Source organism: Streptomyces sp. NBC_00247, from assembly GCF_036188265.1.
Lineage (GTDB): Bacteria > Actinomycetota > Actinomycetes > Streptomycetales > Streptomycetaceae > Streptomyces.
Map to the genome: position 1 here is coordinate 1,067,648 of NZ_CP108093.1, position 25,421 is coordinate 1,093,068.

The window sequence follows — 25,421 nt, forward strand, 5'->3', positions numbered from 1 at the left end:
TGCCGTGCGGCGGGCCCTCTCCCACGCTCCGTCAGGAACCGTCTTCAGGAACGCCAGTCCACGCGGAGCAGGCGCAGCGACGCCTCGTGCGGAGAGTCCGGTTCGGCGTGATAGACCTTCAGGATGTTGCCATCGGGAAGCTGGGCGGACTGGTACATGAGGTCGAGCTCGCCCACCGCGGGGTGGTGGAACAACTTCGTGCCCTCCACGCAGTTCGCCACGTCCTGCCGGGGCCACAGGGCGCCGAACTCATCACTGTGAATGATGAGTTCGCCGATCAGCTCGGCGAGCCGCCGATCGTGGCGGTGGCCCCCGGAGATGAAGCGCAGATAGGCGACGTTGGACTCGGACTCCGTGCGCCAGTCCGCGTAGAGCGAGCGCACGTGCTCGTCGAGGAAGTTCAACTTGATGATGTTGGGCCGCAGTTCGGGGTCGTCGGTGAGGGCGAAGTCGAGGTGCGGCGCCAACAGCGAGTGGAAGAGCGGATTCCAGCCGACGATGTCGCAGCGGTAGTTGAGCACCGCGGCGGCCACGCCGTCGAGGGACGCCAGGAGCATGCGCGTCGACGGCGCGAGCTGTCCGTCCTGAGCCGGCCTGAGCTGTCCGGGCCGCTCCGGGGAACCGATCTTCAGCAGGTAGTCCTGCTCGTCGTTGCTCAGCTCCAGCGCGCGGGCGATCGAGAGCAGCACCTGAGGCGACGCGTGGGCCGTGATGGACTGTTCCAGCCGGGTGTAGTAGGTCTGGCTCACCCCTGCGAGGGCCGCCACCTCCTCGCGGCGCAGACCGGGAACCCGGCGTGCGCCCCCGGCGGGCAGTCCTCTCTGCTCGGGCTGGACCCGCTCGCGCATCTGCCGAAGGTAGCTGCCGAGGTTCGCGTTCATGACATGTTCCACCTCTCTGATTATGGACGGGGCCGGTGCGTACGCAACCGACCCCGCGACTGTTGGCAGGAAGCGGCCGGTGAGCGCGGCGCGCTCACCGGCCGCGGACGACGCCCGCGCGGCGGGAACGTCAGGCGGACACCGTCGACTTGGCGGAGCGGGCGCGCAGCACGACCCACAGGAGCAGGCCGATGACGGCCTGCGCGATGGCGGTGACCGCGATCGCCGTGTGGATGCCGGAGAGCTCCTGGGCGACCGTGGGGGTACCCGTGCCGATCACGGCGGCGAAGACCGCGCTGACCAGTGGAATGCCGATCGCGATACCGACCTGCTGGCTCTGGGTCGCCATGCCGGTGGCCATGCCCTGGGAGTCGGCGTCGGCGGACGACGTGGCGATCACCATGAAGCACAGCGCGGCGAGCATGGAGAAGAACGCGTTGACGAACTGGGTGACCATCAGTGGCACCAGCCAGGCGGAGTCGGCCGACGCCCACGCTCCGAACAGCATGAACACGCCCTGGAGCAACAGCGACACGCCGAGCAGCGACCGCGGCGTCACCTTCTGCAGGATGCGGGGGCCCACCACGCCGGCGATGATCTGCCCCACGCCGATGCCGAGCAGGACCAGTCCCGCGAGCAGGGACGACAGTCCCAGCACGTTCTGCACGTACAGCCCGGTGAAGAAGATCAGCGCGGTCTCGCCGCCGAAGATGAACAGCGCGGCCAGGTTCCCGAAGGCGATGTCGGGCTTCTTCAGGATCCGGACAGGGACCAGCGCGTCGGCCGTACGGCTCTCGACCACCCAGAACAGGCCGAACAGGACGGCGGCGGCGACGAGGCAGGTACCGGCGACGGCGTCCAGGCCGTCCTCGCCCACCCGGGTGACCCCGTAGATCCCGGCGAACATGCCCAGGGTGATCAGCACGGCACCGGGGACGTCGATCCGGCTGCGTCGCTCCGCGCGGCTCTCCTCCACGACCAGGGGTACGACGATGATGGCCGCGATCGCCACGGGGATGTTGATGAAGAACGCCCAACGCCAGGACAGGACGTCGGTCAGCACACCGCCGAGGACGGCGCCCACGCTGAAGCCGCCGCTCATCATGACGCTGTTGAGCCCCAGCGCGCGGGCACGCAGACCGGGCTCGGTGAACGCGGTGGTCAGCAGGGCGAGGGCGGCCGGCGTCACCGCCGCGGTGGCCAGGCCCTGGAGCGTACGGGCCAGCAGGAGAACCGTCGGCGTGTCGGCGACGCCGCCCAGGAGCGAGGAAACGGCGAGGACGACCATTCCGACGGTGAAGATGCGCCGCCGCCCGACGAAGTCGCCGACCCGGCCGAAGACGAGCGTGCAGCCCGCCGCGCACAGCGCGAACATCGTCGTGATCCACTGCAGACTGCCGGTCGAGAAGCCGAGTGAAACACCGACCTCGGGAAGGGCCACGTTCAGCACGGAGAAGTCGGCGGCCATCATGAACTGGGATGCCAGGAGGGTGACAAGGGCCGCTGCCTGACGGCCACTCATCTGCACGGTGCGGGGAGCCGAGGTCGCCGGCCCCGCGGTTTCGATACTTGTCATGGCTTCAGCCTGGTACGCCCGGAAGGGACCAGCCAGCCCTCACCTGAGACCATCACAGCCAAGGGTGGCACTGGCAGTGACACCCTCGGTGGCACGCCACGGTCCGTGTCCCGGGACGCGAGATCCGGCGCCTGAGACCTGCCGCCTCGCGCAGCTCGCGACGGGCGGTTTCGGGGGTCGTCTCCCCCGCGCGCAGCGGACGGCGTGCGCGTCGGTCCCGTCCGCGTACGGCGCCCCGTTTCCGGCCGGCCAGGCTCCGGGCTTCCCCATCGCGTCCGGAGGAAGCGGACACTTGGCATCCGCGCGTCCGGTCCCCCGGCGCCCCCTCGCCACCCCGTCCGAGCCCTCTCCTCTCCCGGCATCACGCATCACCGGTTCGTGACGGATTCCATCCCGAGGAAGCGAACCCCGCACGCGTGCGGGGCGGTTCAGTTGATCTTGCGGGCGGAAAGCGGGCTGGAACCGGGCACGGCCCGGATACCGGGGACGCTGCCGGCGCGCAGCCTGGCGGCCACGGCGCCGGGACTGATCTCACCGGCCTTGTACTGGCTCGTGGGGGTCGCCACTATCTGCGATACCGCCAGGACGCTCCCGGCCGGGAGGCCGGCGAAGGCCTCTTGCATGTGGCGGGCGACATCGCGCCGGGACTGGGGCATCCGAACCATCGCCGGCCCGCCGGCGGGGGTCGCCGCCCGTGCCCCGAGCCGAGGTGTCGGGAAGCCCGCGCCCGAGGGAGCGGGCGCGCCTCCGTCCGGGCGTTGCCAGCGCCGGGAGAACGCCTCGGACAACTGGTCGGCTCGGGCTTGGACGGCCCCCTCGTCCCACTGAGCAGGCAGGGAACGGTTCAACGACAGCGCGCTGTGTGCGAGGATGTCGGATTTCTTGCGTTCCCAGGGACCATTGGACACCGATGTGTTCAGTCTGCCAGTGAGCAGGGTCAGGTTTCCCACGGTGTGGAGGAGCGCCTGCCTGCGCTCACGGGCCTCCGCGTTTCCGTGGCTTCCGCTGTCGGGAAGGGGCCAGTGATCCTCCCAGGCCTGGGGCATCAAGTGCTCGATCGTCAACTCTCCGTTGTGCACGAGCCGCTCGGTCTTGCCCGAATACAGCGAGTCCTCCAACTCGGCCAGCAGCAGCCGCAGTCGTGCCCGGGTGAGTTGCTTGTACAACGGCTGGGATCGAAAAGCGTCGCGGATGTCGCGGTCGCGGGGCCAGAACCCGGAGTCGGTGTCCTGTCGGAGCAGAAAGTCCGCCACGACCGCCGGGTCGTTCTTGGCCTTCAGCTCCTTGAGCAGTTCCAGGAAGAGCCGGTTGTAGTTCTTCGTCGTCATACGGCAGACGGTGCGTCGCATCAGGTAGGAGTCCAGGGTGGCCACCGCGCCGGCCCGGTCGTCCTCGTCGAAATGGGTCACCAGCCACAGGAGCACCGGCATCACGGTGTTTGCGTCCAGAACGCCGACAGTGCGCAGGAAACGGCCCTCCGATGTCCGCGGTTGCTCCTCTGCGGTCAGCTGTCGGTAGGCCCCCGCCCACTCGACCAGGCGCCGCATCAGGGCGACCAGGCTCATATCGGCGCCGTTGACGTAGCTGCGAAAGGTCAGGAAGAGCTCGGGAGCCAGCACCTCCTCGGCGAGTTCACCCGTCAGGTACTGCATGAGGAAAACATCCAGGCGGGGCCGCTTCAGCCTTCCCTGCCGCACCTCCCTGCGCCAGTCAGGCGTCTCCAGCTGTGCCCACAGGTCCCTGTACAGTTCTTCGACCGGGAGCGCCTGTTCCTCCGCTCTCTGGAAAATCAGATTCTTGACCAGGTCAGAAGCCTGCAACGGGGTGCCTCGGTCGTTCAGAGCCTCGAAAATGACCTGGGCGTTGTCCTCGGGTTTGAGGTCGATGACGACCAACTCGAATTTTTCACGGAACACGCGCACCAAGGCGTCGAAGCCCTCGTCCAGCCGGTTCTTCTGGTTCAGCTCGTGTGCCAACTCGACCGTGCGGTTGCGAAAGAACCCGTACGCCTGCACGATCGCCGAGGCGTTCGGAGCAACAGGAAAAGCGACGTCGACGGGCTGCCGCAGCCGACCGTCCATGATCATGCGAAACGATTCACGGTCGATATGGGTGGGCCACACCTTGAAGGCCGCGTGTGGGTCGTCGGTCAGGTCGTCGTCGTTCACGGTCAGCTTGACGAGCGCACGTACGTACTTGTCCTGGACATCGAGCTCCCGTGCGACATCGCGGACTGCGGCAAGGAGAACCTGCAGCGTCGTCAGCCGCTGCTGTCCGTCGATGACCTGTCTGGCGGGCATCGACCCTGTGGGTGTCAGCAACTGGTCCAGCACCACCGCACCAAGAAAATGCGGGTGAATTCCCTCGCCCGCCATCCTTCGGTGAACCAGAGCGGTGACGTCCTCCCACAGGGGGCGCCAGTTCCTGTGCTCCGTCCAGACGTACGGTCGCTGGAAGACCGGCACGACGAGTCGCGCGTCCGGCCCGAACAGATCACGCAGGGTCATCGATTTCGCGTCCATACTGTCCTTCCATAGAGGCTGGTCACACGAGCCGAGTACCTGTCGTCGAAGTCTTCTCGGCCAATTAGGGGGCCAAGGGCCGGCCCGCACCCAGGGGGAGGACCCCTGCGAGTCGGACGGGTACCGCCGGGAATCGCCCCTGCGGTCGGACCCGATTCGGAGCCGCCTCGTCGACGGTGAAGTTCGAGAGACACACCCACCGCCCGCGTAGCCCGCCCTCGCACCTTGACGTGGTCGCGGTCACACGGCTCCATCATCCGGAAGGCCACTCGCCCGCACGTCGTCGCGGACGATCCTCGCCCGGTGAGTCACGCGGTGCTTCAGCCCCCTCACGGACGGAGCGGCGCCCGCCTCCACCACGCCCCACCGCGTCCAGGGCCCGATCGCGCAGAGTGCGCGCAATATCGTGCGCGGTCACAGCGTGTGAAACTCCACCACGAACGAACCTCAGGATTCGGCGGGTTCGACGGCATCCTGCTGCGGGACAGCCCTTGAACGCTTCGGCCGCAGTCGGGCCGTCGCCGATGACATGGTGCGACGTTACCGGCAGCCCACTGCGCCACGGGCTGCTTCGGTCAGACGCGTACCCCTTCGCCCGAAATGCCGAACAGCGCCCCGCCTCAGGGGTCTCACCGATCCGGGACTTGCATCGCCTCATGGCAACGAACGGCCGGACCCGAAATCGGCGCTCACGGAACGGAACAGCCGCAGGCCCTCACCCGCACCGGCCCGGCCGGCGACTTCCGTCCGCCGCCAGCCCCTCGCCGAGCCTCATAGCGACGCCCTCGGAGCGGAAATGAGGCGGGCCGACGGCTTTCGTCGACCTTCTCCGCGAGTACATCGACCGACTCACGTCGGGCCGGCTCGTCCACCCCGCTTGACGTCCGCGCACGTCACCTACCAGAAACCCGTTCTGGTCCCGTAGCCGCAGGGATAGGGTGACCTCCGGTGATGGTGCAACGCGGTGACGTGGTCGCGAGAGGGTGACGCAGAGAACATGGCAGAAGTGCCCGCGCGGATCGGCCGATACGTGGTCGAGCGCGAGCTGGGCTCGGGGGGCATGGGAGAGGTCTATCTGGCCTATTCGCCCGGCGGGGACCCGGTCGCGGTGAAGGTGATTCGACGCGATCGCCTCGACCAGGCCACGCGCGCCCGCTTCGAGAAGGAAGCGCTCATCGCGCGAACGGTCGTGGGTACGAACCGGGTGGCCCGCTTTCTCGATGCCGATCCGTACGCGGAGCAGCCATGGATGGCCGTCGAGTACGTCCCCGGCCATACGGTTCACGAGCAGGTACAGCGTCGGGGCACGCTGCCTGCCCCGCTCGTCGCCAGCCTCGGCGCGCTGCTCGCCGAAGGGCTCGAAGCAGTTCATAAAGTGGGCCTGCTCCACCGCGACCTCAAACCGCAGAACGTCATGCTCAGCGAGTACGGTCCGATACTGATCGATTTCGGTCTCGGCGCCTTCGTCGACGCCGACAAGGACAACCTGACGCAGGCCGGAATGGTCATCGGCACCATCAGGTGCATACCTCCCGAGCAAGCACTCGCCCGCACCAAGCCGAAGGAACCCGCCGATGTGTACGGGCTCGGCACAGTGCTGCTCTACGCGGCGACGGGCCACTACCCCTACGAGGGCGCGGACTGGCTCGGAATCGCCACTCAGGTGGCGGACGAGGACCAGTCCCCCCATCTGGCCGGACTGCCCGACGCCCTCCTCCCGCTGATCACCGCGATGCTCGCGTACGCGCCTGCCGACCGTCCCACGCTGGCCGAGGTGACCCGGCAGTGTGTGGCCCTCGTCGAGGATGCGGGGCTGTCGGCGGCACAGGCCCGCCATGCGCTGGTGACTGCGACGATCTCCTCCGAGGACAGTGCCCGCGCGAACCGGGGCGACGGCCCGTCCTCCTCGGTGTGGGAACGCATCGAACGGTTCGCGGCCCCGGTCGGCGAGACCGGCTCCTCGGACGAGGGCGACGAGGACAGCCCGCTCGACCGTCCTCTCCCGGTCCCGGAAGTCGCCGGCGCCGAGGCGCCCGCCGACGCCACGAAAGACATCGTGCGGGAGACCGAGGGAACGTCCGATCCGGAGCCGCCGGCCCGGAAACCGAGGCCGGGCCGGAAACCGGCCTCTCTGACGGTTTCCGAGGACTTGCGGAAGCGGTACGCGACCCAGTCCACGCTGTGACTCGGACATCGGGTACATCGTCCGCCGGAGGCCACGTCAGTGCACTGCGGTAGAACAACCGCAGACGAACGAGCCGCCTTACCTCATCCCCGGGCCTGTCCGGAGCGCATGGGATCGGCGGTATGAAGGAATGGAGCGGTACGTGACCAGCGTGACGGAGACCGGCGACGGTCAGGGCGCGTTCGACGCGGAGGACACGGCGGACGAAGCCGTGGACTCCGCCGTACCCGGCTCCGCGGGTGCCGCCTCCCCGACCCGTCAGGCCACGTACGCGCCGGGCGCGCAGGTCCGGGTCCGCGACGAGCAATGGCTGGTCAGAACCGTCACGCCGGTGGGTGACGAGGACTGGATGGTCGAGGCCACCGGAGTCTCCTCCTTCGTCCGCGGGACCGACGCCGTCTTCTACGACAAGCTCGACTACATCGAGGCCCTCGACCCGAAGAAGACCCTTCTGGTCCCGGACGACTCCCCGAACCACCGCAAGGCCCGCCTCTACCTGGAGGCGGTCATCCGCAAGACCGCGCTCCCGCAGACCGAGCACGGTCTCGCGCTGGCCGACAACTTCCTCATGGACCAGCAGACCCACCAGCTGCGCCCCGCCGAGCTGGCCTTGTCCAAGGAGAATCCGCAGCCGCGGGTCCTGATCGCCGACGTGGTGGGACTGGGCAAGACCCTGGAGATCGGCATCCTGCTCGCCGAGCTCATCCGCCGCGGGCGCGGCGAGCGCATCCTCGTGGTCACTCCGGCGCACGTCCTGGAGCAGTTCCAGCGCGAGCTGTGGACCCGCTTCTCCATTCCGCTGGTCCGCCTGGACTCCACCGGCATCCAGCGCATCCAGCGCGACATCCCGGCCGGCCGAAACCCGTTCGCCTACTTCAAGCGCGCGATCATCTCCGTGGACACCCTGAAGAGCGATGTCTACGCCCACCACCTGGAGAACTCCCACTGGGACGCGGTGGTCATCGACGAGTCGCACAACCTGGTCAACCGGGGCACCAAGAACAACGACCTCGCCCGTGCCCTGGCCGATCACACGGACGCGCTGATCCTCGCCTCCGCGACTCCGCACAACGGTGCGACCGAGTCCTTCGCCGAGCTGATCCGGATGCTGGACAAGACGGCGATCGCGAACACGTCGGAGTACGAGGTGAAGGACCTCGGCCACCTGTACATCCGGCGGACCAAGACCGACCGCGAGGTCCGGGACTCCCTCAAGGGCAAGTGGGCCGACCGCGGCCCGTCGCGGCCGGTGATCTGCGAGGCCGGGCCCAAGGAGCGGGCGGTCCTGGAGGAGCTCGCCGCGCGGTGGACACCGCGCGATCCGGCCGCTTCCTCGGTGTGCGCCGACACGATGGTGGCCTACAACCTGCTGAAGTCGTTCCTCTCCTCGCACCGGGCCTTCCAGGACTCGGTCGCGGCGCGGCGGAAGGTCCTGGAGGCTCCCCTCAAGGTCAGGAGGGGACAGGACCCGGCGGCCCGCGAGGCCGAGCGCCGTATCGAGCGCGAGGCCATGGTGAACCTTGAGCGCCTTGCCGCCGACCTCGGCGACGACGACTCCGCGAAGCTCGACGCCCTGGTGCGCGAGCTGAAGGAGATCGGTGTGGGCCCGGGGTCGGACATGCGGGTCGTGGTCTTCTCGGAGCGCATCCCCACCCTGAAGTGGCTCGCCGAAGTGGTTCCGGCCAGGCTCGGTTTCCGGGCCGGGACCGAGCTGGAGGAGTCCGTGGCGGAGTTGAAGCCGTGGCTGGCTTACGGCGGCGCGGTCCAGGTCATGCACGGCGAGGCCAGCAACGAGGACGAGCAGAAGGACATCGTCTCCAAGTTCGGGCTGAGGACCGACCCGGTCCGCATCCTGTTCACCGGCGATGTCGCCTCCGAAGGCGTCAACCTGCACCAACAGTGCCACCAGTTGATCCATTACGACCTTCCGTGGTCGCTGATTCGCATCGAGCAGCGCAACGGCCGTATCGACCGTTACGGGCAGAGCAAGGCCCCTCAGTTCCGGGCCATGGTCCTGACCGGCGACGTGGAGTGGCGTACGGACGAGAAAGGCGAGTCGCTGCATCTGGACGACCGGCTGGTGGGCTCCAAACTCCTGGCCCGTGAGGAGGAGGCGCACCGGATCGAGGGCTCGGCGGAGGCCGTCACCGGTATCTACCGGGCGAAGGAGGAAGAGGACCGGCTGACGCGGGACCTGATCTCCGGACGGACGGTCGAAGAGTCCATCGAGAAGTCCAGCGGCGGCGCGAAGGCGATGCTCGGCCGGCTGATGGGCAATGTCGGTGCCAAGAAGCCGTCCGACGACGTGCCGGTCGCCACGGTGCCGAGCCTTTTCGGCGGGCCGGGTTCCACGGCCGCCTACTTCGACGAGGCGTTGCGCCAGACGTACTTCCCCGAGAAGCCGGAGAACGTGCTCAAACTGCGCCGTGAGGACGACGGCACGATCGCGTTCGAGCCGCCGCCGGACCTGGTGTACCGGCTGAAGTCGCTGCCCAAGTCGTACCTGACCGACCAGGGCATCCTGCCGACCCCGAAGAAGGAGGGCCGACTGCGGCTCACCTTCGACAAAGGGCTTGCGGCCAAGCGTCTGGAGGTCGCCCGGGAGACGACCGAGAGCCAGTGGCCCAACGTCGGCTACGTGTCGGACGTCCATCCCGTCCTGGACTGGCTGACCGACAAGGCCCTGGCCGCCCTGCGTCACGACGAGGCGTTCGTTCTCGCCTTCGCCCCCGATCTCGATGCGGCCGGGAAGCTGGACGAGCGGCTGCCGGCCGACCTGGCCGGTCCGGTGTACCTGGTCCAGGGCATCTACTCCAACGCGGTGGGCCGGCCCACCGTCGTGGAGTGGATGGCCGTCGTCGGCCTGCCCACCGCACCGCGGGTCCTGCGGATCGACGACGCCTTCCTCGCCGCGTGCAAGGTCGGCCCGAAGATGCCCGGACGCGCTACTCCGGCCGACCGGGAGGGGCTCCAGACGCTGGTACCGGCGGCCGTCGACGCGGCGACCGGGTTCCTCACCGACCGGGCTGCGGAGTACAAGGAGGCGATCGACGCGGTACTCGCTCCGTACGAGAAGCGGGTCGCCCAGTGGCAGCAGGACGCCCTCTTCGCCGCCTCGGCCCGCTCGGGGGCCGCCAAAGCCAAGCAGGACGTGAACCTCACGGCGAGCCGCCGCACGTCCATGATCCGGTCGCTGCGGACCTCCGGAGCGCCGATGCTGCGCCTGCTCGGCGTCCTTGAGCCGCTGTCCGCGACACCCGCCGAAACGACCGATGTATCCGCCGCGCCTGTTGCCGGAGAGACGACCGCCCGATGAGTACCGACTTCGACTCCTTCTCCAACCGCGGCGAGTACCTGTCCGCGTTCTACTTCGCCGAGCAGCTCGGCGACGGCCTCAAAAAGGGCGTCTTCGCCGACTGGGCCGACCGGGAGAGCGACGAGCACGACCCCCGCCCCACCCCGCGCGAGTCGGTGCGGGCGCTGCGCTCGACATACCTGGACGAGAAGTACCGCGGTTACTTCGCCGAGCAGGCGAAGGCCGACGAGCAGGACGACGAGCGAAACGACAGGCAGGACGACCGGCAGGACGACGAGTACCCGAACACCGCGGCTTTCGAGGCCCACCTCAACACCTACGGGGACGAGGAGTGGTGCGGGCGCGTCGAGGACTGGCACCGGCAGGTCCTCACCTCTCTCGGCTTCCCTTCCGTATCGGTGGAACCCACCGCACGGACCCTGACCGTGCACCGAGCCGGGCGCGAGCACGAGGTGACCGTGGCCTGGCACGGCGACGGCATCGTGGCCCTGGACTGCGGCTGGTCGGCGAGCAACGACACGGCGCTCGACGCGGACGGGTACGGCCGTCTGCTCCACCCACTGCGGGCGGGCAGCGGGGAGAGTTACGAGACCGGGCAGGCGCTCGCCACCTGGCTGTTCCAGAGCGAGTTGGGAGAGGAAGGCGGCGCGGCCCCCCGGTTCGTACTGCTCCTGTGCGGCGGCGTCGTCGTCCTCGCCGACCGGCACGCCTGGGGCGAGGGCCGCTACCTCTCCGCGAACCTCGACGCCGCACTGGAACGCAACGACCGCCGCCAGCTCGGCGAACTCGCCACGATCGCCGGCCTGTTCAGCCACGATGTGCTCGCACCGGCCGTGGACGGTAAGCCGCCGGCGATCGACGCGCTGGTCAAGGCGTCCCGCGACAACGCGGTCGGCGTCTCCGGAGAGCTGCGCGAAGGCCTCCAGAAGTCCGTCGAGATCCTCGCCAACGCCGTCCTGGACCGCTTGGAGGAGTCCGGGCTCGACCCGCGCGACATCGAGCGCCCGGACGTGTCGTTCGCCCGGCAACTGACCCGGGAGTCGCTGCGCTACCTCTACCGCATTCTGTTCCTGCTGTACGCCGAGGCCCGTCCCGAACTGGGCATCCTGCCCGCCGACGACGGCTCCTACGAGGCCGGCTACTCGATGGCCCGCCTGCGGGAACTGGTGGAGCGCGACGAGCTGCTGACCGAGGAGACGGCTCGCCAGGGCTTCCACCTGCACGCCTCCCTCGACGTCCTCTTCAAGAAGGTCAACAACGGCTACCGGCCCTACGGCACCGAGCCGAACGACGAGCTGCCCGGCGACGACGAGGAGACCCGTCGCCGGAAGACGAAGTACCGGAGCGAGGACCGCGGACTGCGTTTTGAGCCGCTGCGCAGCGAGCTGTTCGAGCGCGACTCCGTCCGGCTCATCGGCAACGAGACCCGTGACCCGCGCAGCGACGAGGACAGCGATCCGGCCTGGCTGGACCTGCGGCCGCGCAACAGCGCTCTGCACGAGGTGCTGCGCCTGCTGACCCTGAAGAAGGCCGAACGGGCCGGCGGCCGGGCGGGATTCATCTCCTACCGCAACCTCGGCATCAACCAGCTCGGGGCCGTCTACGAGGGGCTGATGTCGTACACCGGCATCATCGCCGAGGAGGAGTTGTGCGAGGTCGCCAAGGGCGGCGACCCGGCGAAGGGCTCCTGGCTGGTGCCCTCGCAGCGGCTCAAGGAGTATCCCGAGAACACCTGGGTGACGTACGACGACCGGGACGCGGTGAAGGGGCTGCGCGGCCCGAAGAAGTACCCGCCGGGCCGGTTCGTGTACCGCCTGGCCGGCCGTGACCGGGAGACGTCCGCCTCGTACTACACGCCCGAGTCGCTGACGAAGGTCACCGTCGAGCTGGCGCTCAAGCACCGGCTCGACCAGGAGCGCGACGCCGACGGAAACGTGGTGAAGACGCGTGCCGCCGAGCTCCTCAAGTACCGGATCTGTGAGCCCGCGCTGGGGTCGGGGGCGTTCCTCAACGAGGCGATCAACCAGGTCGCCGAGGAGTACCTGCGGCGTCGGCAGGACGAGCTGGGCGTCTCCGTGCCGACGGGCGACGCGCTGACGGAGAAGCAGAAGGCCAAGGCGTACATCGCCCTGCACAACGCCTACGGCGTGGACCTCAACGCGACCGGCGTCGAGCTGGCCGAGGTCTCGATGTGGCTGAACACCATGCATCCCGGGATGCGGGCCCCGTGGTTCGGGCTGCATCTACGGCGCGGCAACTCGCTGATCGGCGGGCGGCGGGCCGTGTACGCGGCGGGGGACGTGACCCCGCTGAAGGGCAAGGCCCCCTGGCTCAACGCCAAGCCGCTCGCACCGGAACCGCTGCCGTTCCTGAAGGACGCGGCCGAGCAGCCGCTGCCGGACGGGGCGGTACACCAGTTCCTGCTGCCGACACCGGGGTGGGCGGCGGTCACGGGGGCGAGCGGCGACGCGAAGAAGCTGCTCGCGCAGCTGGCCGAGAGTGGGGTGAAGGATCTCGCGGAGTGGAAGAAGGGGATCCTGAAGACGCCGGCCCGGCGGCTGAACAAGAAGACCGGCGAGCCGATCCTCGACCGCAAGTCCGGCGGCGAGGCGGTCTCGCAGTACACGCGACTGCGGGATGCGGCGCGGCGGGCGGAGTTCCTGTGGTCGCTGGTCGTCAAGCGGATGGAGCTGTCGGAGCGGGAGATCGCCCGCAGCATCGACGTGTGGGGCGCGGACACGAAGGATGAGGAGTTCGCCTTCCTGCGGCGGAGCGAGGACGAGGGCGACGACGGTGGTTCCGGCGTCGCGGCCGTCCGGATGTCGAAGGAGAAGGTGTACGCGGACCTGTTCCGCGCGGCGGGAACCCCGTACTGGCGGCTCAAGCGCGTCATGGACGCGTGGTGCGCGCTGTGGTTCTGGCCGGTGGGGAAGGCGGGGCTGCTCGACGGGTCGGACGACGTGTACGCGGGTGCGCCGGTGGTGGGGAGCGCGGGCGCGGGGAGCATCGGCGACCTGATCGAGGCGATGTCCGCGACGATGGTGCCGCCGGGTGATGCGGTGCCGCCCGTCGAGGCCCTGTCGGAGGCCGAGGCGGAGGTGACCCCGCCGCCGCCCCCGCCCGCACCCATGCCCACGAGCGCGCCGCGCTTCGTGGAGAACACCGTGCTCTTCGCCATGGAGGGCGATCAGATCTCGTTGTCGGACGTCGAGGCGTCCTCCGACGGCGTGGTCCACGTGGAGGTCAAGGAGGTCGGCCCGTCGAAGACGACGGTGAAGACCAGGAAGCAGCCCGCCCCCGGCCTATCCCGCCCCACCCGCCGCCCGCTCATCGCGCTGAAGGACCTCGACGACTGGCTGGACTTCCTGGAGGCCATGCTCGGCCGTGGACCGGTCCCGGAAGCCGGATCGCTCATCGGGTCCCTCCATGACCTGGAGGAGCTCAGCAAGTACGAGCAGCTCATCCAGGACGAGACCGAGATGGACATGGACCAGCGGGAGCCGGAGGCGCGCTTCCCGTGGATGGGCGTGGTCCGCGACATCGCGGAGGACCAGGGGTTCCTGCACTGGGAGTTGGATTTCGCGCTCGTCTTCGCGGAGGCCGGCGGGTTCGACCTTCAGGTGGGGAACCCGCCGTGGGTGCGGCCACAGTGGAAAGAGAATCCAGTTCTCGCTGAGTCCGAGCCATGGTTCATGCTGACCGAGAAGCCCCAGGCTGCTGAGAAGGACCGCCGGAGGACGGCCGAGCTTGCAAAGACGCGGGTGGCCGCGTACACGCTGGGAGAGGTGACCTCGACCGCCACCACGGCCAGCTACCTGGCGGCACCGCATACCTACCCGCTGGTCTCGGGCAGTCAGCCTGATCTGTACCGAGCTTTCATGTGCCAGGTGTGGGCCCATGCCTCAGCAGCAGGGGCTATGGGGTTGGTGCATCCGGACTCTCATTTCACGGGCGACAAGGAAGGCGCACTGCGCGAGGCCGCTTACCGTCGCCTTCGCGTACACGGCGACTTCTTCAATCCCGGGCACCGCTTCTTCCCCAAGCCGGTGGGTGAGTCAACGCACTTCGGGGTGCACATCTATGCGCCGCCGGGAGAGATCGACTTCGAGAATCTGTCGTGGCTGGTCTCCGTCGACGCTCTTCGGCTCTCCTCGCAACACGATGGTTCGGGTGACGGGCCGGGCATTCGTTATCGAGGTGGTGCCTACGATGTGCGTCCCCACCGCGACAGGGTCATCCACGTGACGAGTGACACCCTGTCTGTGTGGCAACGTCTCCTTGGAGGGGAAAACGTACCGGTAGAGCAGAGCCGCTTGCTGTTCCCTGTGAGCACGGAGGAGATCTCGGCGATCGAAGCTCTCGCCGATTACTCTCTACGACTTGGTGCCTTTGATCCGCAAATCTCGCCCGGCTACCACGAGAGCGGCGCGAAGAAGGACAATCTCATCGACTATAACCGTGTCGATCCAGAGACCGGCAAGGAGTATCAACCTGAGGAGTGGAAGCAGGTAATCCTCAAGGGGCCGCAACTCGGCGTGGCCACACCCGCGTTCAAGCGGCATGACGCCAACAGCAACGACCCCTATGGTGTTGATCTTGTTCAGTTGCCTTCCGATCACGTTCCGGACACCGCGTATGTGGTGGCGAACGGGCGGGATGCGGAATACGTCGAGGCTCAGGACCGGTGGTTGGACCGCGCCGAGTTGGAGCGGATGCGAGGTTCGGACGACACGATCCGTGCCGTAAGGGAGACTCTGGCCGAGAACTCGAATTGCCTGCCGAGAGATGTTCCGTACGACTCGGTGGACAAGGAGCTCGCGACTCTGGCTACGAAGTCGTACACGGAATTCTATCGGCTTGCATGGCGGCGGCAGATCGCCCCGGATACGGAGCGGGCGCTGTTCGCGGCGCTAGTGCCACGAGGCGTTGCACATATTCACATGGTGCACAGCGCGGCGCTGGGCACCAACAGGGAAACGAGTCTCGCAGCAGGATTCTGGGCAGCTCTGCCCGTGGACTACTTCTTGCGCGCAACGGGACGCGGCGATCTCCAAGTGGCCGGAGCGAACGTGATGCCCGCACCCCGGCCCGACCACCCCCTGGCCCCCGCCCTCCTCCTCCGCACCCTCCGCCTCAACTGCCTCACCACCGCCTACGCCGACCTCTGGCAGGAGCTCCACGACTCCACCTGGCCCGCCTACGAGCCTTGGGCCCGGCCCTGGCCGTACATGACGACCGAACTCCCCGCAGTCACCCCCACCTGGCAACGCGACACCCCCCTCCGTACCGAGTACGCCCGCCGCGCCGCGCTCGTGGAAATCGATGCGTTGGTCGCGGTATGGCTCGGCATGGATGCCGATGCGTTGATCGCCGCCTACAGGGGGCGATTCCCGGTCCTCCAGAAGTACGAGGTGGTGACATGGTTCGACGCCGAAGGGTCGAAGCTGGCCGGTAACGCCCGCACGATTGGCCAGCGCCAGACGAAGGACACCTGGAAGCAGTTCGAGGCGTACATGGCCGACCCCGTCTTCAAGGCCCACCAAGCCGACCCCGCCAACAACCCCGCCCCCGAAACCCCCGTCCCCACCGGCTACACCGCCCCCTTCTACAAGGCCGACCGCGAGACCGAGATGCGCGACGCCCACGCCTACTTCCAGAAGCGTCTCGACGCCGCCGTCAGGGCCGGCAAGTGGGACCCGGTCACGCAGGAGGTGCCCAAGCCGTGAGGCCGACGCTCGAGGCGCAGGGGCTCAAGGAGAGCCTGCTGCAGTACCTGTCCACCACATACGCGCTGACCGACGAAGGTGCGCGGCAGGCGCTGCACCGGTTCCTGGGGGACGAGAACTCCGGGATGTTCCGGGGACCGTTCGTCCGCCTGCGTACGCCGTTCGTCCAGGCGGACGCGTCCTGGACCAGGTATCTGGACTGGCAGCGGACCGACGACTGGATACCGTACGCGCATCAGGCGAAGGCCTTCGAGCGGCTGTCCTCTGCGGGCGGCCGTACGCCGAAGCCCACGCTCGTGACGACCGGTACCGGCTCCGGCAAGACGGAGTCGTTCCTCTATCCCGTACTGGACCACTGCGCCCGCGAGCGGGCGGCCGGCCGGACCGGGGTCAAGGCCGTACTCCTCTACCCGATGAACGCGCTCGCCACCGACCAGGCCCAGCGCATCAATGAACTCCTGCGTGAGCACGAGGCGTTGAAGAAGGTGAGGGCCGGGCTCTACATCGGCGACAAGGCGGCGACGCACTACGACCGGGTGTACACGCGCCGGTCGGACATGCAGATCTCGCCGCCCGACATCCTGATCACGAACTACAAGATGCTGGACCTGCTGCTCCAACGGGCCCAGGACGCACCGCTGTGGGCGGACGCGGACATCCGCTACGTGGTCGTGGACGAGTTCCACACCTACGACGGCGCGCAGGGCACGGACGTCGCGATGCTCCTGCGCCGCCTCGCCTCGGCGGTCGGGGTTGCGGAGAAGGGCCGTCCGCTGGGGCGGATCTGCCCGGTGGCGACCTCGGCGACGCTCGCCTCCGACAGCACGGACCAGGACGGCGTCCGTCAGCTGCTCGACGTGGCGACGCAGGTGTTCGGTACGGAGTTCGACGCGTCCTCGATCGTCGGGGAGAACCGCCAGACGGTGGACGAGTTCGTGCCCCCGGACGACATTGACCCGTTGCTGGCGATCCCTGTCCCGGACGAGTTGGCCACCCTTCCCGACCCCTCGCTCGGCAAGGAGGAGTTCCTCGCGCTCGTCGAGGCCGTCACCGGCACCCGCGAGACCGATCCGCACGTCCTCGGCGGTCTGCTGAAGAAGCACATGCTGACCTCGGCCGTGATGCATGCCCTGGACGGGCAGGTGCGGACCGTGCCCGAGGTGCTCGACCTGATGTGGCGGCGGGGCGCGTTCTCCTGGGGACAGGCGATCACCCGGCAGCCGGAGGTGGCGGCGTCCGCCCTCGCCCGGCTCCTGGCGCTGCTCTCGGTGGCTCGTGATCCGGCCTCCACGCCCGAACGGCCGCGGCCCTTCGTGCAGGTCGAGGTGCATCAGTGGGCGCGGTCGGTGTCGCGGGTCGTGCGTGGTGTGCTGCCGTGGCCCAGGGCCGAGTTCCAGTGGGACTCGGCCGGTTCCGCCCCCCACTCGGGCGAGCAGCCGGCCCGTACCGCCCCGGTGACCACGGCGACGGCGGGCGCGGCCGCGAACCTGTTTCTGCCGGCCGTCTACTGCCGTGACTGCGGGCGTTCGGGCTGGGCGGTGTTCTCCCCGGAGACCGACGACGCGGACGTACAGGTCGACACGCACAAGATCCGGCGGGCCTCGGTCAGCCAGGACAAGATGCGGGTCCGGAACCTGATCGCGGCCACCGAGAAGGAGGCCCAGGAGGGCTCCGGTGCCGCCCCGATGGAGGAGGCCGGGCGCGGTGCGGGGCACGGCGGCACCCCTCTCGCGGCCACCAATGCCGGGCAGTTGCGAGTACTGGACGGGCCGAAGCGCCGTCTGCGGCTGCCCGATCCGGTCGAGGACTACGACCAGGAGACCGGCGCGCCCCGGCTGGCGGGCTCCGACGCGGCCTTCGTCCTCGTCTGGCTCGGGGACACCGCAACCACCGCCGCGGAGGACGACTGGTGCCCGGCCTGCGGCTCGCACAACGCGATCCGATTCCTCGGTACGGGTGCCGCCGCCCTCGCCGCGGCCTCGGTCACCCAGCTGTTCACCGGTGGCGAGATGGACAGGGCGCAGGGTGAGGACAAGACCCTGATGTTCAACGACTCGGTGCAGGACGCCGCCCACCGGGCCGGCTTCGTGGCCAGCCGGTCGTACACCTTCTCCTTGCGCGCACTGTTCAAGAAGCACCTGTCGGAGGAGACCCCGACCGCGCTGCACGACCTGATCGCCGACGTGGTCGCGGCGACCACCGACCGCGAGACCCTTGCCGCCGTCGTCCCCACCGACCTGCACGACTTCAAGGGCGTCAAGCGGCTCCTGTCCGGTCAGGGGCGAGGCGGGGACAGGAAGACCTGGGAGCTGATCGGCGAGCGGTTCGCCTTCGAGGCGCTGATGGAGTTCGGCTTCCGCTCCCGCAACGGCCGCACCCTGGAACTCACCCGTACCGCCGCGGCCCACGTACGCATCGAGGACCCTGCCTCCGCGATCGCCCTGGTCAGGGCCGCGCACACCGAGCCGTACGGGCACGGCGGCGGGCTGCCGGTCATCGAGCAGGACGACGCCCGCTACCTCGGGTTCCTGAGGATCTTCCTGGAGCGGCTGCGGACCCGCGGCGCGATCGGTCACACGTGGCTGAACGGATACCTCTCGGAGGCAGGCACCAGCAGGTACTTCATCTGGGGCAAGCGGCCTCCCGGCATGCGCGCCTTCCCCAAGGGCATCGCGGCGCCGGTGTTCCTGCTCAGCGCACCCAAGACGAGGAGCGAGTTCGACTTCGCGACCGGCCGCCTCTCCTGGCACGAGCGGTGGGCGCAGCGGATGCTCGGGTTGCCACGGAAGCAGGCCGCGGAGTTCTGGTCGCGGCTGCTGCCCGCGCTGGTGGAGGCGGGTCTGCTCTCGGTACGCACTCCGACCGACGGCAGCCTGCGTGTCTACGGTCTGAAGCCGGGCGCGATCGATGTGCAGCTGTTGAAGGACGCCGAGGTGAACGAGGCGTTCGTCCGCTGCCCCGACTGTTTCTGGGAGCAGACCGTCCACCCCGGCCTGCTCGCGCAGTGGGACGGGCAGCGCTGCCCGTCCTACCGTTGCCGCAGCGGAATCCTCGTGGCGGGCGACCGGCCCGAGGGGCTCGGCATGCACCAGCGGGACCGTGACTACCGCGAGGACTACTACCGCGGGCTGTACCGGAAGGCGGGCACGTACCAGGTCATCACGGCCGAGCACACGGGCATGCTGACCCGGCCGGAGCGGGAGCGGGTCGAGGCGGCGTTCAAGGACGGCAGCGGGTTCAAGGACCCCAACGTGCTGTCCTGTACGCCGACGCTCGAAATGGGCATCGACATCGGCGACCTGTCGGCGGTCGTGCTCGCCGCACTGCCGAGGCGAGCCGCCAACTACGCCCAGCAGGTGGGCCGGGCCGGGCGGCGTACCGGGAACGCGTTCCTGCTGACCATCCCGGACCGCAGCCGCCGGGACCTGTACTACCTGGACCAGCCGCGCGAGATGATCGCCGGGCAGATCGTGCCGCCGGGCAGTCACCTGTCGGCCATCGAGATCCTGCGCCGCCAGTACCTCGCGCACCTCCTCGACCTGGCCGCACGGGGGCGGCTGCCGCGCACCGACGGCCGTCCGCTGCCCGCGGTCGTACGGGACGCCCCGGCCCTCTTCGGCCCGTCCGGATACCTCGCCGATCTCGTCGAAACGGCGCTCGCGGATGCCTCGAACCTGGTCGAAGGGTTCCTGGACCTGTTTCCCGTCGGCGTCAACGAGCAGGCAGCGGAAGACCTGCGGGCCTTCGCCGGGCGCGGGCTGCGCAGCGCGGTGGAACAGGCCGAGCGACAGTGGCTGCACGCCGAGGAGGTGCTACGGCGGCGGCTGCGGTACATCGCAGAGGCCCGCGACGAACTCCACGACACCGAGGACGAGCAGCGCGACCGCAAGGCCGAACTCGATGCCGAACACCGGGCGCTCGGCAAGCGCCTGAGCAAGCTCGGGCTCATCACCGCCCAGCAGGCCCTGTGCGATCTCGGTCTGCTGCCGAACTACGCGCTCATCGACTCCGTCACCACCCTCAACGCGACGCTGTACTGGGTCGACGGCGTGGATCCGAAGACCGGCCGGGACCGCTTCGACTCCAAGATCCGCTCCTACGACCGGCCCCGGCGCTACGCCCTGTCCGAACTCGCTCCCGGCAACACGTTCTACGTCAACGGCTACAAGCACGAGATCACCGGTATCGACATCGGCAGTCCTTCCCAGCCGGACTGGAAGACCTGGCGGTTCTGCCAGGAGTGCGGTTACGTCCGCACCGAGGACGCCCAGGACGACCGCTCGCCCTGCCCGCGCTGCGGCGGTACGGGGATCGCGGACGACGGATCCTGCCTGCACCAGGTCATCGAGCCCACGACCGTCACCTCCCGCGACAAACGCGAGGACGCCCGTATCGGCGACGACAAGGACGACAGGGAACAGCGCTACTACACCGTCATCGATGCGGTGGACATCCCCCGGGAGGAGATCAAGCAGGGCGCGTCCTGGCGGCACGTCCATCACACCTTCGGCGTCGACTACTGCCGCAAGGCGGTGATTCGCCGCATCAACGTCGGCCCGACGCGGTTCGACAGCCAGACCGAGGACGAACTGGCCGGGCAGAACGTCCGGATGGCCCCGTTCCACGTGTGCACCGCGTGCGGGGCGGCGACCGCCGACGGGAAACCGGTCTTCGACCACGCCACCGACGCCTTGGACTCCTCGGCCGCCCACAACCCGAAGGTCAAGCACCACCAGCCGTGGTGCCCGCTGCGGCGTGGGATGAAGGCCGCCACCGCGCCCCAGCAGGCGGTGCTTCTCGCCCACCAGCTGAACACCGAAGCGCTGCGGGTGCTCCTTCCGGCGGCCACCGTGCTCGTCGAGGAGAAGATCTACTCCTTCAAGGCCGCACTGCGGCTCGGGGTCGACCGGCAGTTCGGCGGTGACCCCGCGCATCTGGACACCACGCTGGCCCGTATGCCCGACCAGGCCACCGGCGAGAAGCGCCACTTCCTGGTGCTCTTCGACCGGCTGCCCGGCGGCACCGGATACCTGGACCGGCTGACCGACCCCGGCGACTTCAAGGAGATGCTCCTCAAGGCCCGTGCGGCGCTCCTCGCCTGCCCTTGTCAGGACGAGGGCCTGCGGGCCTGCCACCGCTGTCTGCACCGCTACACGGAGGAACGCCACCAGGACGTCGTCTCACGCCACGAGGCCCTGGAGATCCTCGGTGACCTCCTCGGCCCGGTCGACGAGAACGGCGAGCCGCTGCGTGGCGCCGACGGCGACCCCGTCGACGGGTGGGCGGTCACCGAGGTGGCGTCCACCGAAGTGATCGGCCTGGACAAGCAGGTCGAGTCCGACCTGGAGGCCCGCTTCCTGGCCGCCCTGCGCAAGTGGAGCGAGAACCAGGACGATGCCGCACTCGACGAGAGCGGAACGAACAGCGGATACCTCCGCTTCACCGGTTCCACGGCCGGTACGGGTGAGGCCGCGGACACCGGGTCCGTGAGCTCGACCGGCTGGCGGCTCACCGCCCAGCGCACCATGGAGCACACCCGCACCGACTTCACCTTCGAATCCACCGACGGCCCGCGCCGGCTCGTCACCGTCTACCTCGACGGCCACAGGTACCACGCCAGCCGCAAGCACAACCGGATCGCGCCCGACTGCACCAAGCGCAACCACCTGCGGGCCGACGGGCACATCGTCTTCCAGATCACCTGGGACGACCTGGAGCTCTTCGAGAAGGGCGAAGCCGCCAAGGCGCGGCCGGTGTGGCCGCCCTACCGGCGCATCGGCCAGGAGACCGCCAAGGACTGGTACGAGGAGCTGGGCGGCGACCGCGCCCACTTCCCGGACGCCGTGTTCGCCAATCCCATCGACACGCTCCTCGCCTACCTGCGCCGGCCTTCCCGTACCGCGTGGGGGCGGCGGGCCAAGGCGCTGGTCGGCGGGCTGATGAGCGTGCCCGAGCCGCTCGTGCAGCAGGCCGACCGGAGCCAGGCGCGCGAAGCCGTTCGGGCCGCCCTCGCCGCCCTCGGCGGCGGTCGGGCGCCGGGGCCCGAAGCCGGGGAAGGCGACGGCGCGATCCTCGTCCTGCACGCCGTGGACGACAACGGGCTGCCGCTGGTCTACACCGTCGACGCCTCCGGGCAGGAGCCGAGTTGGAGCGCCATCGCCCTGCTCGACGACCGCACCACGAGCCTGGGCACCGCCGAACACAAGCTGATGTGGCGGTCCTGGCTGTACTGGTCGAACCTGCTGCAGTTCCTGGCCTTCGCAGGCGGTGACGGCATCCAGCTCGCGAGCAGCCAGGCCGCCGACTACCCGGTGGAGATCCTCACCATCGGCGGCGGCGTCGGCGAACTCGAATCGCTGATCGTCCAGCGGAACCCGGCCGCCGACGAGGGGAGTTCAGTGGTGGACGGCGGCCGCACCGCCGTACGCGCCGCGGTACTCACCGGCGGGGCCGACGCCGATTCGGCTGAGGAGTCCTCCCTGGAGAAGGTGGTCGCCGGCGTACTGCGGGACCGGGCCTGGGACGAGGACATCATCGACCTCCTTGAGGAGGACGAACCGGAATCCGACCTCACCCGGCTGGCCAGGAAGATCGCCGCCCGGGGCAAGAAGGCCCCGGTCTTCGGCTACGAACTGGGCGAACGGGGCTGGCAGGCGGACTTCGCCTGGGCCGATTCCCCGATCAAGGTCGCCGTCGTCGTGACCCCGGACGCCCATGGACCCGACGCCGGGGAAGAGCGCCGCAAACGCGACGAAGCGTACGCCGCCGACGGCTGGACCGTGCGTACCGCCACCGACTGGCTCGAACACTTCGACACCCTCCTGACCCTCCTCCCCGACACGGAAGGCACCCTCTCCTGATGACCGCCCGGCTCAGCCTGTACGAGAAGGCCGAACACGAGCTGTACAAGCTCGACCGCTCGGTCAAAGGCAAGTTCTACGACTTCTGTCACCGCTTCCGGCAGAACCCCGACCATCCCGGTCTCGACCTCAAGCCCCTCAAAGGCGACGGACGGGTCTTCCGCGCCAAGATCGACCAGTCCTACCGTGCTCTCCTCGCCAAGGCCGGTGTGGACGAGCACGGCCAGGAGCGGTGGCTCGTCGTCGCGGTACGCCACCGCAAGCACGTCTACGAAGAGCTCTCCGTCGCGATCAACCGCGTCACCGGTGAGATCGAGTTCGTCGACCTGTCCGTCGTCGGGCAGAGCGTGCTGCAGCGCGCCGGCGTCACCCTCACCCCGGCCGACCCGACGCCCGAGGCCGAGCTCCAGCAGCCGGCGTCGGCCCCGGAGGTGCAGGAGCCGGTCGCGGTCGCCGCAGAGCCCGCCGCGCCGCTCCTCTCCGGGATCACCGGCGAGGACCTGCGGTCGCTCGGTGTCGCCGTACAGCTCATCGACCTCGCCCTTGCCGTCACCGAGAGCCGCGAGCTCGACCAGTTGGTCTCCGGCGCCCCGCTCCTGACCAAGGACATCCTCTACGGCCTCGCCGCCGGGATGTCCGTCGACGAGGTCCGGCGCGAGATCACGGCCCCCGTCGAGGTCGACCTCGACGACACCGAACATGACGACCTCGGTGCGGCACTGGCACGCACCACCGTCACCACCATCGACGACGACCTCCGCGACGTGCTGGAGGAAGGCGACTTCCGGGCCTGGAAGGTCTTCCTCCACCCCGCCCAGGCCAAGCTCGTCGAGCGCCGTTACAACGGTCCGGCCCGGGTCTCCGGCGGCCCCGGGACCGGCAAGACGATCGTCGCCCTCCACCGGGTCAAGCACCTGGCCCAGCAGCTCCCTCCCGGCCACAACAAGCCCATCCTGCTCACCACCTTCACCACCAACCTCACCGTCGACCTCCGTGCCCGTCTCTCCTCCCTCCTCGAACCCGAACTCGTCGCCCGCGTCGAAATCACCAACATCGACAAGCTCGCGGCCCGCGTCCTCAACGAGAACGCACTCAGCGGTACCGGCAAGCAGCGCGTCTACGACAGCGTCGCGATCGGCATCCTCCAACGCCTGCTGTTCGAACTCGACGAGAAGCGCTGGGAGCCCGAGTTCCTCTACGAGGAGTGGGAACAGGTGGTCCTCGGCCAGTCGCTCGGCAACCGCAAGGCGTACTTCGACGCCCGCCGCGCAGGCCGCGGCCGGTCCGTCAGCCGCCCCGAGCGCGCCCAGATCTGGAAGATCCTCGAACAGTTCACCGCCCGCCTCGACAAGGAGAACCGCGAGACCTGGGGCCAGGCCGCGGAACGCGCGGCCCGCTTCGAGCGGGAACGCGCCGCCAAGGTCACGGCCAGGCAGGACCGTAAGAACGAGGTCGGCGGCAAGGACCTCATCCACCGCGACGACAGCTCCGGCATGCGCTACATCGCCCACCGCTACCAGCACGTCGTCGTCGACGAGGCCCAGGATCTGCGCCCCGCCCACTGGAAGATGCTCCGCGCGATGGTCGCCCCCGGCCCCGACGACATGTTCATCGCCGGCGACACCTACCAGCGCATCTACGACCAGCAGGTCACTCTCGGCACCGTCGGCGTCAACATCCGGGGCCGCTCCTCCCGCCTCACCCTCAGCTACCGCACCACCAAGGAGATCCTCGCCCGCGCGATGCGGGTCGTCGACGCCAAGGGCAACGCCCCCGCTTACGACGATCTCGACGACGGCACCGACACCCTCGCCGGCTACCGTTCGGTCCTCCGCGGACCCGTCCCCGAACTCGTCCCCTGCGACACCTGGGACGACGAACTCACCCAACTCGCCACCACTCTCCACGCCTGGCGCCAGGAGCTCACCTCCGGCGACGGCGGCAACCACCCGCGTCGCGACCCCCGTGGCAACATCGCCGTCTGCGTCGCCGACCGCGACTCCGTCAACCAAGTCATGTACTACCTCGCCACCGAGGCCGGCATCACGGTGGCCGAACTCACCAAGGACGGCGTCAAGGGCGACGGCGAAGTCCATGTCGGCACCATGCACCGCTTCAAGGGCCTCGAATACCAGAAGCTCGCCATCGTCGGCGCCCGCGACGGTGTCATTCCCCGCAGCGCGGTCATCGACCGCTACCGCGAATCCGACCCCCAGCGCTACGCCCGCGAGGAACGCAAGGCGCGCTCCCTCCTCTTCGTCGCCGCCACCCGCGCCCGTGACACCCTCCGCATCAGCTGGCACGGGGCACCGAGCCCCTATATTCCTCGATCGTGAAGGACGGAGGCATGCCCGA

The 25,421-nt window shown here is 69.0% G+C and carries 8 protein-coding genes; 5 read left to right on the forward strand and 3 right to left on the reverse strand.

The window, feature by feature from the left end:
• Positions 1 to 44 precede the first annotated feature (44 nt).
• From OHT52_RS04315 to OHT52_RS04325, 3 genes are all read right to left on the reverse strand, one after another.
• Positions 45 to 881 carry a helix-turn-helix transcriptional regulator gene (locus OHT52_RS04315; protein WP_328718787.1) on the reverse strand — a complete coding sequence of 279 codons (837 nt, stop codon included), beginning with the start codon at positions 879 to 881 and terminating at the stop codon, positions 45 to 47.
• 130 nt (positions 882 to 1,011) lie between these two features.
• Positions 1,012 to 2,457, reverse strand: coding sequence for an MFS transporter (locus OHT52_RS04320; RefSeq protein WP_328718788.1), 1,446 nt, complete (start codon positions 2,455 to 2,457; stop codon positions 1,012 to 1,014).
• 428 nt (positions 2,458 to 2,885) lie between these two features.
• Positions 2,886 to 4,979 carry a DUF262 domain-containing protein gene (locus OHT52_RS04325; RefSeq protein ID WP_328718789.1) on the reverse strand — a complete coding sequence of 698 codons (2,094 nt, stop codon included), beginning with the start codon at positions 4,977 to 4,979 and terminating at the stop codon, positions 2,886 to 2,888.
• A 997-nt stretch (positions 4,980 to 5,976) separates the two neighbouring features.
• Here OHT52_RS04325 and OHT52_RS04330 point away from each other — a divergent pair.
• The 5 genes from OHT52_RS04330 (at position 5,977) to OHT52_RS04350 (ending at position 25,402) form a co-directional block, all read left to right on the forward strand.
• Entirely contained in the window at positions 5,977 to 7,164 is a 1,188-nt protein-coding gene (locus OHT52_RS04330) for a serine/threonine-protein kinase (protein ID WP_328718790.1), read from the forward strand.
• 142 nt (positions 7,165 to 7,306) lie between these two features.
• On the forward strand, positions 7,307 to 10,480 hold the full coding sequence (locus tag OHT52_RS04335) for a DEAD/DEAH box helicase (protein WP_328718791.1): 3,174 nt from the start codon (positions 7,307 to 7,309) through the stop codon (positions 10,478 to 10,480).
• On the forward strand, positions 10,477 to 16,206 hold the full coding sequence (locus tag OHT52_RS04340) for a hypothetical protein (protein ID WP_328718792.1): 5,730 nt from the start codon (positions 10,477 to 10,479) through the stop codon (positions 16,204 to 16,206). The genes OHT52_RS04335 and OHT52_RS04340 overlap by 4 nt, the downstream gene beginning before the upstream one ends.
• Positions 16,203 to 23,066, forward strand: coding sequence for a DEAD/DEAH box helicase (locus OHT52_RS04345; RefSeq protein WP_328718793.1), 6,864 nt, complete (start codon positions 16,203 to 16,205; stop codon positions 23,064 to 23,066). Before OHT52_RS04340 ends, OHT52_RS04345 begins: the two co-directional genes overlap by 4 nt.
• Positions 23,066 to 25,402, forward strand: a complete 2,337-nt coding sequence (locus OHT52_RS04350) for a UvrD-helicase domain-containing protein (RefSeq protein ID WP_328718794.1) — start codon at positions 23,066 to 23,068, stop codon at positions 25,400 to 25,402. Before OHT52_RS04345 ends, OHT52_RS04350 begins: the two co-directional genes overlap by 1 nt.
• The last annotated feature ends 19 nt before the right edge of the window (positions 25,403 to 25,421 follow it).

What these genes read in the sequence shown, in the direction of transcription:
- OHT52_RS04320 (WP_328718788.1), bottom strand. Translation starts at nt 2,457, where the DNA reads ATGACAAGTATCGAAACCGCGGGGCCGGCGACCTCGGCTCCCCGCACC.
- OHT52_RS04315 (WP_328718787.1), bottom strand. Translation starts at nt 881, where the DNA reads ATGAACGCGAACCTCGGCAGCTACCTTCGGCAGATGCGCGAGCGGGTC.
- OHT52_RS04350 (WP_328718794.1), top strand. Translation starts at nt 23,066, where the DNA reads ATGACCGCCCGGCTCAGCCTGTACGAGAAGGCCGAACACGAGCTGTAC.
- OHT52_RS04330 (WP_328718790.1), top strand. Translation starts at nt 5,977, where the DNA reads ATGGCAGAAGTGCCCGCGCGGATCGGCCGATACGTGGTCGAGCGCGAG.
- OHT52_RS04340 (WP_328718792.1), top strand. Translation starts at nt 10,477, where the DNA reads ATGAGTACCGACTTCGACTCCTTCTCCAACCGCGGCGAGTACCTGTCC.
- OHT52_RS04325 (WP_328718789.1), bottom strand. Translation starts at nt 4,979, where the DNA reads ATGGACGCGAAATCGATGACCCTGCGTGATCTGTTCGGGCCGGACGCG.